Source organism: Streptomyces yaizuensis (assembly GCF_034961445.1).
GTDB classification, from domain to species: Bacteria; Actinomycetota; Actinomycetes; order Streptomycetales; family Streptomycetaceae; genus Streptomyces; species Streptomyces yaizuensis.
The window spans coordinates 238,351-251,457 of the sequence record NZ_BSBI01000015.1 but is presented as its reverse complement, the minus strand read 5'-3'; the positions used below and the strand labels follow the sequence as shown (position 1 = coordinate 251,457).

The 13,107-nt window shown below is 71.2% G+C and carries 15 protein-coding genes; 7 read left to right on the top strand and 8 right to left on the bottom strand.

What is annotated here, in order from left to right; all coding sequences use genetic code 11:
* Window positions 1–409: 409 nt before the first annotated feature.
* On the bottom strand, window positions 410–1,051 hold the full coding sequence (locus SYYSPA8_RS30900) for a DNA-3-methyladenine glycosylase (RefSeq protein WP_323450695.1): 642 nt from the start codon (window positions 1,049–1,051) through the stop codon (window positions 410–412).
* 75 nt (window positions 1,052–1,126) lie between these two features.
* Here SYYSPA8_RS30900 and SYYSPA8_RS30895 point away from each other — a divergent pair, with 75 nt between their 5' ends.
* From SYYSPA8_RS30895 to SYYSPA8_RS30885, 3 genes are all read left to right on the top strand, one after another.
* On the top strand, window positions 1,127–1,909 hold the full coding sequence (locus tag SYYSPA8_RS30895; protein ID WP_323450694.1) for a sporulation protein: 783 nt from the start codon (window positions 1,127–1,129) through the stop codon (window positions 1,907–1,909).
* A gap of 106 nt (window positions 1,910–2,015) precedes the next feature.
* Window positions 2,016–2,552, top strand: a complete 537-nt coding sequence (locus tag SYYSPA8_RS30890; protein ID WP_323450693.1) for a YbhB/YbcL family Raf kinase inhibitor-like protein — start codon at window positions 2,016–2,018, stop codon at window positions 2,550–2,552.
* Between the two features lie 193 nt (window positions 2,553–2,745).
* Window positions 2,746–3,258 (top strand): HNH endonuclease, encoded by a 513-nt coding sequence (locus SYYSPA8_RS30885; protein WP_323450692.1) that lies wholly within the window; start codon window positions 2,746–2,748, stop codon window positions 3,256–3,258.
* A gap of 35 nt (window positions 3,259–3,293) precedes the next feature.
* On the opposite strand, the gene SYYSPA8_RS30880 is transcribed toward SYYSPA8_RS30885, so the two are convergent.
* From SYYSPA8_RS30880 to SYYSPA8_RS30865, 4 genes are all read right to left on the bottom strand, one after another.
* Window positions 3,294–4,070: a sulfite exporter TauE/SafE family protein gene (locus SYYSPA8_RS30880; protein ID WP_323450709.1), complete on the bottom strand. Its 777-nt coding sequence runs from the start codon at window positions 4,068–4,070 to the stop codon at window positions 3,294–3,296.
* 100 nt (window positions 4,071–4,170) lie between these two features.
* Window positions 4,171–5,100, bottom strand: a complete 930-nt coding sequence (locus tag SYYSPA8_RS30875; RefSeq protein ID WP_323450691.1) for an SPFH domain-containing protein — start codon at window positions 5,098–5,100, stop codon at window positions 4,171–4,173.
* A gap of 157 nt (window positions 5,101–5,257) precedes the next feature.
* Window positions 5,258–5,686, bottom strand: a complete 429-nt coding sequence (locus tag SYYSPA8_RS30870; RefSeq protein ID WP_323450690.1) for an NfeD family protein — start codon at window positions 5,684–5,686, stop codon at window positions 5,258–5,260.
* A 92-nt stretch (window positions 5,687–5,778) separates the two neighbouring features.
* Window positions 5,779–6,570, bottom strand: coding sequence for an ABC transporter ATP-binding protein (locus tag SYYSPA8_RS30865; RefSeq protein ID WP_323450689.1), 792 nt, complete (start codon window positions 6,568–6,570; stop codon window positions 5,779–5,781).
* Window positions 6,571–6,707: 137 nt separating this feature from the next.
* Here SYYSPA8_RS30865 and SYYSPA8_RS30860 point away from each other — a divergent pair, with 137 nt between their 5' ends.
* Window positions 6,708–7,502 (top strand): hypothetical protein, encoded by a 795-nt coding sequence (locus SYYSPA8_RS30860; RefSeq protein ID WP_323450688.1) that lies wholly within the window; start codon window positions 6,708–6,710, stop codon window positions 7,500–7,502.
* Between the two features lie 227 nt (window positions 7,503–7,729).
* Here the strand turns inward: SYYSPA8_RS30860 and SYYSPA8_RS30855 are convergent, their stop codons facing one another.
* The 3 genes from SYYSPA8_RS30855 to SYYSPA8_RS30845 form a co-directional block, all read right to left on the bottom strand.
* Window positions 7,730–7,972, bottom strand: coding sequence for a chaplin family protein (locus SYYSPA8_RS30855; RefSeq protein ID WP_323450687.1), 243 nt, complete (start codon window positions 7,970–7,972; stop codon window positions 7,730–7,732).
* 207 nt (window positions 7,973–8,179) lie between these two features.
* The gene (locus SYYSPA8_RS30850; protein WP_323450686.1) at window positions 8,180–8,824 is read right to left on the bottom strand and encodes a response regulator transcription factor; all 645 of its coding nucleotides are present in this window, start codon (window positions 8,822–8,824) and stop codon (window positions 8,180–8,182) included.
* On the bottom strand, window positions 8,817–9,962 hold the full coding sequence (locus tag SYYSPA8_RS30845; RefSeq protein ID WP_323450685.1) for a GAF domain-containing sensor histidine kinase: 1,146 nt from the start codon (window positions 9,960–9,962) through the stop codon (window positions 8,817–8,819). The genes SYYSPA8_RS30850 and SYYSPA8_RS30845 overlap by 8 nt, the downstream gene beginning before the upstream one ends.
* 202 nt (window positions 9,963–10,164) lie before the next feature.
* On the opposite strand from SYYSPA8_RS30845, the gene SYYSPA8_RS30840 reads away from it, so the two are divergent.
* From SYYSPA8_RS30840 to SYYSPA8_RS30830, 3 genes are all read left to right on the top strand, one after another.
* Entirely contained in the window at window positions 10,165–10,869 is a 705-nt protein-coding gene (locus SYYSPA8_RS30840) for an SDR family NAD(P)-dependent oxidoreductase (RefSeq protein WP_323450684.1), read from the top strand.
* Window positions 10,870–10,968: 99 nt separating this feature from the next.
* Window positions 10,969–12,057 carry an S-adenosylmethionine:tRNA ribosyltransferase-isomerase gene (locus SYYSPA8_RS30835; RefSeq protein ID WP_323450683.1) on the top strand — a complete coding sequence of 363 codons (1,089 nt, stop codon included), beginning with the start codon at window positions 10,969–10,971 and terminating at the stop codon, window positions 12,055–12,057.
* A gap of 280 nt (window positions 12,058–12,337) precedes the next feature.
* Window positions 12,338–13,060, top strand: a complete 723-nt coding sequence (locus tag SYYSPA8_RS30830) for a transglycosylase SLT domain-containing protein (protein ID WP_323450682.1) — start codon at window positions 12,338–12,340, stop codon at window positions 13,058–13,060.
* The last annotated feature ends 47 nt before the right edge of the window (window positions 13,061–13,107 follow it).

The window sequence follows — 13,107 nt, the reverse complement described above, 5'->3', positions numbered from 1 at the left end:
TCCGGGCGCTTCCCTTCGGTTTTTCTTTTTTCCTTCTTGCCTTTCGGCGTTTCCAACTCTACCAGATCCTTTTCCCGCCTCCCGGTCACCCGGGATTCGGACTTTCAGATCCGGCGGCCAGTTGGACCGGCCTTTTGCCTTTCGGCTGCTCCGACTTTATCAGATCCTTTCGGGCCTGATTCCCGTGTCGAACTCGGGTTGTCTTTCCGACCCTTGGGCCGTTCCGACGTCCCAAACTCTAGCTGATTTCCCGGGGGGCTCATAATCGAGACCTTCGGATTAATTTCGGCATGCCGAAATCGAACCCGATTGGGTTTGTCATCAGTAGTTGGGTGGCCGCTTCGGGGTGCTGAACAGCAGGGCCCGGCTCAAGCGGCTCGGGCTACGTTAGGCGCCCGGTCGGGCTGAGTCAAGTTGCTCTGCGGCGTGGCGCGTGGGCCCGGTAGGGGCTGACGGTCGGGTCGCCGTCGATCCAGAAGCGCCACGGCTGGTGGGCCCCGTCGCCGCCCACTCCCGTACGAGGTCCGTTCCGCACCTGGTCAGGGCGGGGAGGGACTCCCGGTAGTACGGACAGGGGTGCGGAGGTGTCCGCACAGAGGTCGGTGCCGTTCAGGGCACGGTCGACGTCGAGGGCGGTGGCCAGCCGGGCCGGGCCTTTGGCGAGTTCCTTGTCGTAGCGGGCCGAGACTCGACGTTTGCGGGCCAGCTCCTCGCCGATCAGGATCTCGCCGGCCCTCAGCAGTACTCCACTGGCCTGGCCCTCGGGCCCGCACACCGTGTTCAGGCAGTGCCACATTCCGTAAGTAAAGTAGACATATGCGTGACCCGGCGGGCCGAACATCACCTCGTTGCGCGGGGTCCGGCCGCGGAAGGCGTGGGATCCCGGGTCCACCTCGCCCGCGTACGCCTCCACCTCGGTGATGCGCAGCTCGATGGGTCCGTCGGCCGTCCGGCGTATCAGGGTGCAGCCGAGCAGATCGGGAGCGACCTCCAGGACCGGACGGTCGAAGAATTCCCGGGGCAGGGTGCTGCGGTGGATGGGCTCGGTCATGGCGCCCGAGGCTACCGGGGAACCAGCGCCGATCGTGGCGCGTTTCTACGATGCAAGACCTAGCTAGGAGTGGACATGGGCTTCAAGAAGCTGCTCGCGAGCCTGGGCGCCGGTGGCGCTTCGGTCGAGACAGCACTGACCGAGGAGAATGTGGTTCCGGGCGGTGTCGTCCAGGGTGAGGTTCGCATCCAGGGCGGTTCGGTCGACCAGAAGATCGAGGGCCTGTCCGTGGGTCTCCAGGCCCGGGTCGAGGTGGAGAGCGGCGACCACGAGGTCAAGCAGGACATCGTCTTCGCCAAGCAGCAGCTCTCCGGGGCCTTCGAGGTGAAGGCCGGGGCGGTGCACGTGGTGCCGTTCGGGCTGGAGATCCCGTGGGAGACCCCGGTGACGAGCATCGCCGGGCAGCGCCTGCACGGCATGGACATCGGGGTGAGCACGGAGCTGGCGATCGCGCGTGCGGTGGACTCGGGGGATCTCGACCCGATCCAGGTGCACCCCCTGCCGGCCCAGCAGGCGATCATCGACGCTTTCGTGAAGCTGGGTTTCCGCTTCAAGAGCGCCGACATGGAGCGCGGGCACATCCGGGGCACGCGGCAGCAGCTCCCCTTCTATCAGGAGATCGAGTTCTACCCGCCGTCCCAGTACCGGGGGCTGAAGCAGGTGGAGCTGACGTTCGTCGCCGATGGCCAGGGCATGGATGTCGTGCTGGAGATGGACAAGAAGGGTGGGCTGCTCAGCGAGGGCAGCGACTCGTACAAGGCGTTCCAGATCGGGCACCAGGACTTCGCGTCGACGGACTGGGCCGCGTATCTGAACCAGTGGCTCGCCGATGTCGGCGGTCGGCGCAACTGGCTGTAGCAGGGGGTCCTAGGGTCGTGTCCGGCCGGGCGCGTGCGGCGGTGCCGTGGCGGCCGGTGGACAGGACACAGGACAGGTCTGGCCAGCGATCCGGAGGTTTCGACACGTGACCGAGTTGAAGAGGGCGCCCCTTCCGCACGACTTCCACCCGGAGGTGCCGTCGTTCACGGTGGTGAGCGAGGGCATCGAGCCGGGTGGGGTGCTGCCGGACGCCCAGGTGTACGCCGCCGGGAACACCTCGCCGCAGCTGCGGTGGGAGGGCTTCCCCGCCGGGACGAAGAGTTTCGCGGTGACGTGCTTCGATCCGGACGCGCCCACGGGCAGCGGTTTCTGGCACTGGGTGCTGTTCGACATCCCGGCGTCGGTGACGGAGCTGCCTGCGGGTGCGGGCAGCGGATCGTTCGCGGGGCTGCCCGAGGGCGCGGTGCAGGTCCGTAACGACTACGGTTCGCGGGACTTCGGCGGTGCCGCACCGCCGGCCGGGGAGAGGCACCGCTATGTGTTCACCGTGTACGCGGTGGACAGCGAGAAGCTGGGCCCGGACGCCGAGGCGTCCCCGGCCGTCGTCGGCTTCAATCTCCGCTTCCACACCCTCGGCCGGGCCCAGTTGATCGCCGAGTACGAGGGTCCCGCGGCGGGCTGAGTCCGCTTATCACCGTTCGTCAGGTGTTTGCCCTGCTGTGGTCCTGGAGAGATCACAGCAGGGCAGTTTTCTGTCCAGGGGCCGTGGCAGGGCCCCGGAGCAGCACCGATATTGCGTTGTCCATCGTCGCGTGCCCGGCCAGAGTTGATCCAAGCCCGCCGCGTGGCGGGCCAGGCTGACGGAGGTGGGCGGGATGCGGGACACGCTGGTACTGAACGCGAGCTTCGAACCACTGTCGACGGTGTCGCTCCACCGTGCGGTGGTGCTGGTGCTTCAGGACAAGGCCGTGGTCGAGCAGTCCCACCCCGGGCTCCGTATGCGGGCCGCCGCCGTCGAGCTTCCGATGCCGCAGGTGATCCGGCTGTGCCGGTATGTCCGGGTGCCGTTCCGAAGACATGCGCCGTGGTCGAGGCGGGGGGTGCTGGCGCGGGACCAGCACCGGTGCGCGTACTGCGGGAGACGCGCGACGACCGTGGACCATGTGCTGCCCCGGTCGCACGGCGGTGCGGACAGCTGGCTGAACACGGTGGCCTCCTGCGCGGAGGACAACCATCGCAAGGCGGACCGTACGCCGGAGCAGGCGGGGATGCCGCTGCTGCACCAGCCGTTCGTGCCGTCCCCGGCCGACGCGATGCTGTTGGCGATGCGGTCCGGGGAGCGGTCCGCGCTGCCGCAGTGGCTGTTCCCCGCCCGGTCGGCGGCCTGACCGGCCCGCGCGCGCCGGCCGCCGCCGTGGGCGGATCAGCCGAAGCGGCGGAAGAGCAGTTGGGCGATGGCGAAGGTGCCGACGACGACGATCAGGATGCGCAGGACGGACGGGGAGAGCCGGCGGCCGTAGGTGGCGCCTATCTGTCCGCCGATCGCGGAGCCGACGGCGATCAGGACGACGGCGGTCCAGTCGAGTTCGGCGACGAAGACGAAGAAGAGGGCGGCGATGCTGTTGACGACGGCCGCCAGGACGTTCTTGACGGCGTTGAGGCGTTGCAGGGTGTCGTTGATGAGCATGCCCATGAGGGCTATGTAGACGATGCCCTGGGCGGCGGTGAAGTAGCCGCCGTAGACGCTGGCGAGCAGCAGTCCGACGAGGAGGAGGGGGCCTCCGTCGGGGTGGGCGGGGCTGCCGGTGCGTTCGCGGCGGCGCTGGACGGCGCGGGCGATGCGCGGTTGGAGCACCACCAGGACGAGGGCGAGGGCGACCAGTACCGGGACGATGGTCTCGAAGGCGGTCGGCGGGAGGGTCAGCAGCAGCACGGCGCCGGTGATGCCGCCGACGGCCGCGATCAGGGAGAGCCGCAGGACGCGGCGGCGCTGTCCGGCGAGTTCGGCGCGGTAGCCGATGGCGCCGCTGATGGAGCCGGAGACGAGTCCGAGGGCGTTGGAGACGGTCGCGGTGACCGGGGGGAGCCCGGTGGCCAGGAGTACGGGGAAGGTGATGAGGGTGCCGGAGCCGACGATGGTGTTGATCGTCCCGGCGCTGATGCCTGCGACGAAGACGGCGAGCATCTCCCAGATGGTCACGGTGTACGCCTCCACGATCGATGCCGAGTGCACCGATCATGCCTGACACATGACGCAGGCCGGGCCCCGGGGCCCGGCCTGCGTGGGTGCGTGAACGGGATCAGCCGATGGGGGGCTCTTCGCGGCGCGGGCTCTTGGTGTCGAAGCCGGGGACGCCGCCGCCGAGGTTGCCGAAGGCTCCGGAGAGGCCCTTGAGGGCGTCGCCGATCTCGCTGGGGACGATCCAGAGCTTGTTGGCGTCGCCTTCGGCGATCTTCGGGAGCATCTGGAGGTACTGGTACGAGAGGAGCTTCTGGTCGGGGTCGCCGGCGTGGATCGCCTCGAAGACGGTACGGACGGCCTGGGCCTCGCCCTCGGCGCGCAGCGCGGCGGCCTTGGCCTCGCCCTCGGCGCGCAGGATCTGGGACTGCTTCTCGCCCTCCGCGGTGAGGATGGCGGCCTGGCGGGTGCCTTCGGCGGTGAGGATCGCGGCGCGCTTGTCGCGGTCGGCGCGCATCTGCTTCTCCATCGAGTCCTGGATGGAGGTGGGCGGCTCGATGGCCTTCAGCTCGACGCGGTTGACGCGGATGCCCCACTTGCCGGTGGCTTCGTCGAGGACGCCGCGCAGGGCCGCGTTGATCTCCTCGCGGGAGGTGAGGGTCCGCTCCAGGTCCATGCCACCGATGATGTTGCGGAGGGTGGTGACGGTGAGCTGCTCGATGGCCTGGATGTAGCTGGCGACCTCGTACGTCGCGGCCCGCGCGTCGGTGACCTGGTAGTAGATGACGGTGTCGATGTTGACGACCAGGTTGTCCTGGGTGATCACCGGCTGGGGCGGGAAGGGGACGACCTGTTCGCGGAGGTCGATGCGGTTGCGGATCGAGTCGATGAACGGGACGACGATGTTGAGTCCGGCGTTCAGGGTGCGGGTGTAGCGCCCGAACCGTTCGACGATGGCGGCGCTGGCCTGCGGAATGACCTGGATCGTTTTGATCAGGGCGATGAAGACCAGCACCACCAGAATGATCAGGACGATGATGATCGGTTGCATCGCGTTCCCTGTGCCCTTCGCTGCCGGATGGTTCTGATGGCCGGATGATCTGGATGATCCCGATGATCCGGATGAGTCTGATGATCGAGTTTCCCAGACCGGGGGCGCCCGTGGGGACTGTTTCCGAAGGGTCGGCCCGGACGGTGCGGAAGGTGTCTCACATGACGACCGCGGTGGCGCCGTCGATCTCCACCACATCGACCTGCTGACCCTCTTCGAAGGTCATCTCGCTGTCGAGGGTGCGGGCGGACCAGATCTCCCCCGCCAGCTTGATCCGGCCGCCGTCGGCGCTGACCCGTTCCACGACCACGGCCTGACGGCCCTTCAGGGCGTCGACGCCGCTGGCGAAGTGGGGTCTGCCGGCGCGCTGCCGGTTGGCGAGGGGCCGCACGACGGCGATCAGGGCGACGGAGACCACGGCGAAGACGAGCACCTGGGCCACGACTCCCCCGCCGAGCGCGGCGACCACGGCGGCGGCGACCGCCCCCGCGGAGAACATCCCGAACTCCGGCATCGCGGTGAGGACCAGCGGAATGCCCAGTCCGACCGCGCCGATCAGCCACCATACCCACGCGTCGATTTCCACATGGTCATGGTAGGTCCGACGGGCGGGTGAGGACAGGGGGCGGGGCGGGGCGCGGGCGGCGGCGCCCGGAACGGGCCGGGCGCGCGGGCGGGTCAGCCGAGCGGGAGTCCCTGGGCGGTCCAGCGGTCGCCGATGTGCTCGACGACCAGCGGCAGGCCGAAGCAGCGCGAGAGGTTGCGGGAGGTCAGCTCCATCGCGAGGGGGCCGGCGGCGAGCACTTCGCCCTGGCGGATCATCAGGACGTGGGTGAAGCCGGGCGGGATCTCCTCGACATGGTGGGTGACCATGATCATGGAGGGGGCGATCGGGTCGCGGGCGAGCCGGCCGAGGCGGCGGACGAGGTCCTCGCGCCCGCCCAGGTCGAGGCCGGCGGCGGGCTCGTCCAGGAGCAGCAGTTCGGGGTCGGTCATCATGGCGCGGGCGATCAGGGTGCGCTTGCGCTCGCCCTCGGAGAGGGTGCCGAACTTCCGGTCGAGGTAGTCGTTCATGCCGAGCCGGTCGAGGAAGGCGCGGGCGCGCTCCTCGTCGACCGGGTCGTAGTCCTCGTGCCAGGTGGCGGTCATGCCGTAGGCGGCGGTGAGGACCGTCTGGAGGACGGTCTGGCTGCGGGGCAGCTTCTCCACCATGGCGATGCCGGCCATGCCGATGCGGGGGCGGAGGTCGAAGACGTCGACGCGGCCGAGCCGCTCTCCGAGGATCCGTACCGAGCCGGTGGACGGGAAGAGGTAGCTCGACGCGAGGTTGAGCAGGGTGGTCTTGCCGGCGCCGTTGGGGCCGAGGATGACCCAGCGCTCCCCCTCCTTGACCGACCAGGAGACGTCGTCCACCAGAGCGCGTCCGTCGCGGACCACGGATACGTCCACCAGCTCCAGTACATCGCTCATGAGCGCGTTGTCTCCCCATGCAATCGTCTTGAGGTGTGCGGAGGGCTCGGGGTGCCACCATGGGCACGGCCCCCAGGGAAAACCTACGCCACTGGCGGGGCACTCCCGTCCCCCGGCCCGATCCTTAAGGTGGGGCCATGCTTTCGGAACCACGATCAGGACGGTTGGCGGCCTGGGGCAATGCCCTGCTGGCCGGGCTCGTGTCGCCCGACGAGGCGGCGCTCGCGGTGGTGGGCGGTGACGCGGTGCACCGGGTGACGGGCCTGCCGGGCGAACCGGAGCCGGTGGGGCTCACGCTGGCGCTGGGGCGGCTGCGGGCGCTCGGGGTGACCGGCTGGCGGGTGGCGCTGCCGGCGCCGGGTCATCCGCTGGGGCTGAGCGGGCCGGCGGAGTTCAATACGCGGGCGCTGGCCGCCGGGGAGGCCGTCGTCGGGTACGGGGCTCCGTACGGGCTGGTGCCCGAGGTGACGGAGGCGGGGGCCGGGCCGGGCGCGCAGGACGTCCATGTGTCGGTGGTCTGGCGCTGTCTGCCCGTACGGGAGGCTCCGCCGGCGGACGTGCCGTCGCTCGGTGAGGCGGAGCGGGAGCTGGCCGAGGCGCTGCGGGATGCCACGGAGGCGCTGACGCGGCTGGACGTGGCGGCGTCGGGTCCGGTGGCCGACGCGGCGGTGGACGCGTACCGGGCACGGGCGGAGCGGGGGCGGGAGGCGCTGGCCCCCGGTTATCCGCCGCGGGCGGTGCGGGTGCTGGAGCTGGCGCAGCGGGTGGGGCTGCTGGTGTCGGTGGCGTACGGGAGCGGGCACGGCGGTGCGGTGAGCGCGGCGGAGATGGCGGCGCGTACGGAGGCGCTGCGTCCGGTGGAGCGGGTGGCGCGGCGGGCGCAGGTCGCCGCGTACAACGCGTATGTGGAGGAGCGGGAGCGGGGGGTGTAGGGCCTTTCGTCTGGATCAGGCTGGGTGAGGGAGCGGGGTCTGGTGCCGTGCATCGCAAGGCGGAGGATTGAGCCACTGCGGAGCATTGGTGATTGACGACAACGCGGCGAGGTGCGGTGCCAGGGCACGCGAGCCCCAGCAAGATCCAGACGAAAGGCCCTGAGTCGCGGGTGCCGGGTGAGGCCGGGTCGGTGCGTGGGGGAGGTGGCCCGGCCTCACCGGGGTCGTCAGAGGTTCAGGCCGGAGTTGCCGAAGGCCGGGTTGAGCACGCCGACGACGTTGACCGAGTTGCCCACCACGTTGACGGGGACATCGACCGGGACCTGGACCACGTTGCCCGAGAGGGCACCGGGGGAGCCGACGGCCTCGCCGTGGGCGTGGGCTCCCGTGGCGGACGCGACACCCGCGCCGGCGGCCAGCAGGCTGCCGGTGATCATGGTGAGGGCGGCGGCCTTCTTCAGGTTCTTCACTGCGTCATTCCTCCTGGAATCCGGCCGCGGCGGGGGCCGCCGCGGCACGTCCTGGAGAACGTCACCCGGAACGGAAGGTTGCGCCGTCCGGGTGACATACACCCGACAGTATGAATCTCGTATCGAACGGGAACCGGATGGACGGGCAAGCGGATCATCGGTTCCGCCGGGCGTCCCCGGGCCGGTCGGCCGGTGCGTATGCCGTGGTCAGCCGGTGAGTCCGTGGCGCACGGCCCACAGGGCGGCCTGGGTGCGGTCGGAGAGGTCCAGCTTCATCAGGATGTTCGAGACGTGTGTCTTGACCGTCTTCTCGGAGAGCACCAGCGCGCGGGCGATCTCGCGGTTGGACCGGCCGTCGGCGATCAGGGCCAGGACCTCGCGTTCCCGCTCGGTGAGGGTGCTGCCCCGGCCGGTGCCCGTGCCCTGGTCGTCCTGGGCGAGGAGGGCCCCGGCGACCTCGGGCTGGAGCAGGACGTGGCCGGCGTGGACCGAGCGGATGGCGCCGGCCAGGGCCTCGGGGTCGATGTCCTTGTAGACGTATCCGAACGCCCCGGCGCGCAGGGCGGGGACGACGGTGCGCTGTTCGGTGAAGCTGGTGACGATCAGTACCCGGGCCGGGTTGGCCAGCTCGCGCAGCCGGCGCAGGGCCTCGATGCCGTCGGTGCCGGGCATCTTCACGTCCATCAGGACGACGTCGGGTTTCAGCTCCTCGGCGCGTTCGACGCCTTCGCTGCCGTCGCCGGCCTCGCCGACGACCTCGATGTCGTCCTGGATCTCCAGGAAGGTGCGCAGCCCCCGGCGGACCACCTGGTGGTCGTCGACGAGCAGGACCCTGATCCGGGTGTCATCCACCGGGGACCTCCATTTCGATCGTGGTGCCCTGGCCGGGCTCGGAGTGGACGGTGAGCCGGCCGCCGACGCCGGCGGCGCGGTCCCGCATGGACGCGAGGCCCAGGTGGCGGCCGGCCCGGCGGACCGTGTGCGGGTCGAAGCCCTTGCCGTTGTCGCCGACGCGCAGGACGACGCCCTGGGCGCGGCGGGCGAGGACGACGTCGACCCGGTCGGCGCCGGAGTGGCGGAGCGCGTTGTGCAGGGCCTCCTGGGCGACCCTGAGCAGGGCTTCCTCCCGGGCGGCGGGCAGCGCCTTGATGCCGTGGGTCTCGAAGGTGACGCGGGCGGTGTGGGCCCGGTCCAGGACGTGGATCTGCGTACGCAGGGTGTGGACGAGGCCGTCCTCGTCCAGGGCGGCGGGGCGCAGCTCGACGACGGCGGCGCGCAGTTCGTCGGCGGCCTCGGCGGCGAGTGCGGCGACCTGCTGGAGTTCGCCCTTGGCCCGGCCGGGGTCGCGGTCCACGAGGGCGGCGGCGGCCTGGGCGGTGAGCCGCAGCGAGAAGAGTTTCTGGCTGACGGCGTCGTGCAGCTCGTGGGCGAGGCGGGAGCGCTCCTCGGCGATGGTCAGCTCGCGGCTGCGCTCGTACAGCCGGGCGTTGGTGAGGGCGATCGCGGCGTGCTGGGCGAGGATCGAGAGGAGTTCCTCGTCGTCGGCGGTGAAGCCGCAGCCGCCCTCGGGTTTGGGGCAGCGCTTGTTGGCGAGGAAGAGGGCGCCGATGATGTCGTCGCCGTCCTTGATGGGCAGCCCGAGGAAGTCCGACATGTCGGGGTGGGCCGCGGGCCAGCCGCCGAAGCGGGGGTCGTCGCGGACGTCGGCGAGCCGTTCGGTGCGGGCGTCGTGGAGCATCGCGGCGAGGATGCCGTGCTGGCGCGGGAGCGGGCCGATCGCCTTCCACTGGGCGTCGCTGACCCCGTCGACCACGAACTGGGCGAAGCCGCCGTGGTCGTCGGGGACGCCGAGCGCCGCGTACTCCGCGTCGAGCAGTTCCCGGGCCGAGGCGACGATCGTCTTGAGGACGTCGCGCACCTGGAGGTGTCTGCTCATCGCGAGGAGTGCGGTGCTCACGGCGGCAAGGCCCGAGCTGGGGGGATGACTCATGGTGTCACCGTACCGGCGGGTCGTGACGGTGCGTATCCGACTGCGGGCGGCGGTGGGGATGGGTCCGGAGGCGTAGGTCGAAGTGCCCCGGTGGATGGGGCGCGCGGCGGACGCGGCGGCGCGGGGGGCGTTCCTACGGTGGTCGGTGGGTGGTCCGGGGTGTACGGGGCCGCCGGTGGACGCGGAGGAAGGAGCGGACGGCATGCCGGTCGCGGTGATCACGGGTGGTTCGAAGGGGCTGGGGCGGGCGCTGGCGTCGGCCCTGGCGGAGCGGGGCTGGGACCTGGTGCTGGGTGCCAGGAACGAGGAGGTGCTGCGGCGGACGGCGGCCTTCGTGGGGGTGCACGGCACGCGGGTGGTGGCGGTCCCCGGTGATGTGAACGACGCGGGGCACCGGGCCGCGCTGGTGGCGGGGGCGCGGGCGCTGGGCGGGCTGGATCTGCTGGTGAGCAATGCGAGCGTGCTGGGGGCCGAGCCGCTGGTGCGGCTGGACGCGCAGCCGCTGGCGGGGTTGCGGCTGGCGCTGGAGACCAATGTGGTGGCGGCGCTGGGGCTGGTGCAGGAGGCGCTGCCGCTGCTGCGGGAGGCGGCGGCGGGGACGGTGATCGCGATCAGTTCGGACGCGGCGGCGGAGGCGTACGAGACCTGGGGTGGTTACGGAGCGTCGAAGGCGGCGCTGGACCAGCTCGCGGCGGTGCTGGGGGTGGAGGAGCCGGGGCTGCGGGTGTGGGCGGTGGACCCGGGGGACATGGACACGGATCTGTACGAGGCGGCGGTGCCGCGTGCGGAGGGCGGCGGCGAGCACCGGCCGGCGCCGGAGTCCGTGGTTCCCGGTTTTCTGCGGCTGCTGGACGAGCGGCCGGCCAGTGGGCGGTACGCGGCTCCGGCGCTGCTGGAGACGGTGTAGCGGCGGGAGCGGGTGCGGCCGCGGGAGTGGTGGCGGGGCGGGCGGTCCGGGGATGTCGAGCGGCGGGGCACTGACGGGAACGGGAACGGGGTGCGGGTCATGACGGACGACGCGGGTGTGCTGGGTGTGCTGGGGGCGCTGCGGGTGCCCGGGGAGCTGTCGGCGCGGGTGCCGGCGGAGGTCCGGGGCGCGGGCCGGGACGACGTACGGCTGCTGGTGTCGCACGGGGAGCGGGTGGGGCACCACGCGTTCCGGGAGCTGCCGGTGCTGCTGCGGGCCGGGGACGTGCTGGTGGTGAACACGTCCGCCACGCTGCCCGCGGCGGTGAACGGGCGGGCCGGGGGCGATCCGGTGGTGGTGCACTTCTCGACCCGGGGCGACGACGGCCGGTGGGCGGTGGAGCTGCGGACCCCCGACGGGCGGGGCAGCACGGGGCCGCGTGCGGGCGGCCCGGCGGGTGCCGTGGTGCGGCTGCCGGCGGGCGAGCGGCTGGTGCTGTCTGAGCCACTCGCCCCGGGGGCGGACCGGCTGTGGTGGGCGCGGGTGTCCGCGCCGGTGCCGGGGCTGCTGCGGCGGTACGGCAGGCCGATCCGGTACGGGTACACGGCCGGGGACCAGCCGCTGTCCTCCTATCGGACGGTGTTCGCGCTGGAGTCGCCCGACGGGTCGGGGTCGGCGGAGATGCCGAGTGCGGCGCGGCCCTTCACGGCGGGGATGGTGGCGCGGCTGGTGAGCCGGGGGGTGCAGGTGGCGCCGCTGGTGCTGCACACGGGGGTGGCGTCGGCGGAGGCGCACGAGCCTCCGTATCCGGAGCGTTTCGCGGTGCCGGCGGCGACGGCGTGGCTGGTGAACGCGGCGCGGGCGGGGGGTGGCCGGATCGTGGCGGTGGGGACGACGGCGGTGCGGGCGCTGGAGTCGGCGGCGGGCGGGGACGGGGTGGTGCGGGCCGCGGCGGGGTGGACGGATCTGGTGGTCACCCCGGAGCGCGGGGTGCGGGTCGTGGACGGCCTGCTGACCGGCCTGCACGAGCCGGCGGCCTCCCATCTGCTGATGCTGGAGGCGATCGCGGGCAGGGCCGCCCTGGGGCGTGCGTACGAGGCCGCGCTGCACGGTTCGTACCTCTGGCACGAGTTCGGCGACGTCCATCTCATACTTCCGGATGACAACCCTCACACATTGAATTGCTGACGCAACTTAGAGTGAAAGCGGGGTAGGCCGGATGTGACCCCGCGCATAGGACCCACATCACTTACGAAACTCCTTAGTGGACAGATAAGAACCGTGTGAGCGGGGATGGAGCGTCGCGAAAGCGGCTGGACCACCTCCCTGATCCACTATCCGCCTTCGTACGTCACACCTTTGCCAGGGCATTTTGCGGGCGCTAAGAATTGCCCAGTCGCCGCCCGCCGAGGAGCGCAGCGCCGCTCCTGGCCTGATGCGACTTCCCGAAGCAAAGAGGTACGTCTGTATGTCCGCGTCCAGCATTCGCAGCACCCGCATGACCAAGGCTCGCCGGGCCTCGATCGCCGGTATCGCCGCCGCCGGAGCCGCAGCAGTCGCCCTGACCCTGGTGCCCACCGACGGTGGCTCCGGCTCCAAGGCGGTCGCCGGGACCGCCCCCGTCGCCTTCGAGGGCTCCGCCGGCAAGCCGGCCCTGCTCCAGCTCGACAGCCAGAAGTCCGCCATCGAGACCCAGGTCGAGAAGGCCGCGAAGGCCGCCGACGCCAAGTCCAAGGCCGAGGCGAAGGCCAAGCTGGACGCCGCCGTCCGCAAGGCCGCCGCCGAGCGCGCCGCCGACGAGGCCCCCGCGAGCCGTACCGTGGCCGCCCGGACCGTGGCCGCCCCGGCCGCGCCCGCCGCCGTCGCCTACCCGAACAACCTCGACGGCTGGATCCGCGAGGCCATGTCCATCATGAAGAAGCACGGCATCCCCGGCTCCTACGAGGGACTGCACCGCAACATCATGCGGGAGTCCAGCGGTAACCCGATGGCCATCAACAACTGGGACATCAACGCCGTCAACGGCACCCCGTCGAAGGGTCTGCTCCAGGTCATCCAGCCGACCTTCAACGCGTACCACGTCAAGGGCACGCCGTTCGACCTGTACCACCCGGTCGCCAACATCGTCGCCGCGGCCAACTACGCCGCCGACCGCTACGGCTCGATCGACAACGTCTTCGGCGCCTACTGAGCACGGCTCCGCTGACGCGGACGCGGTAGACGTACCCATGCCAGAGG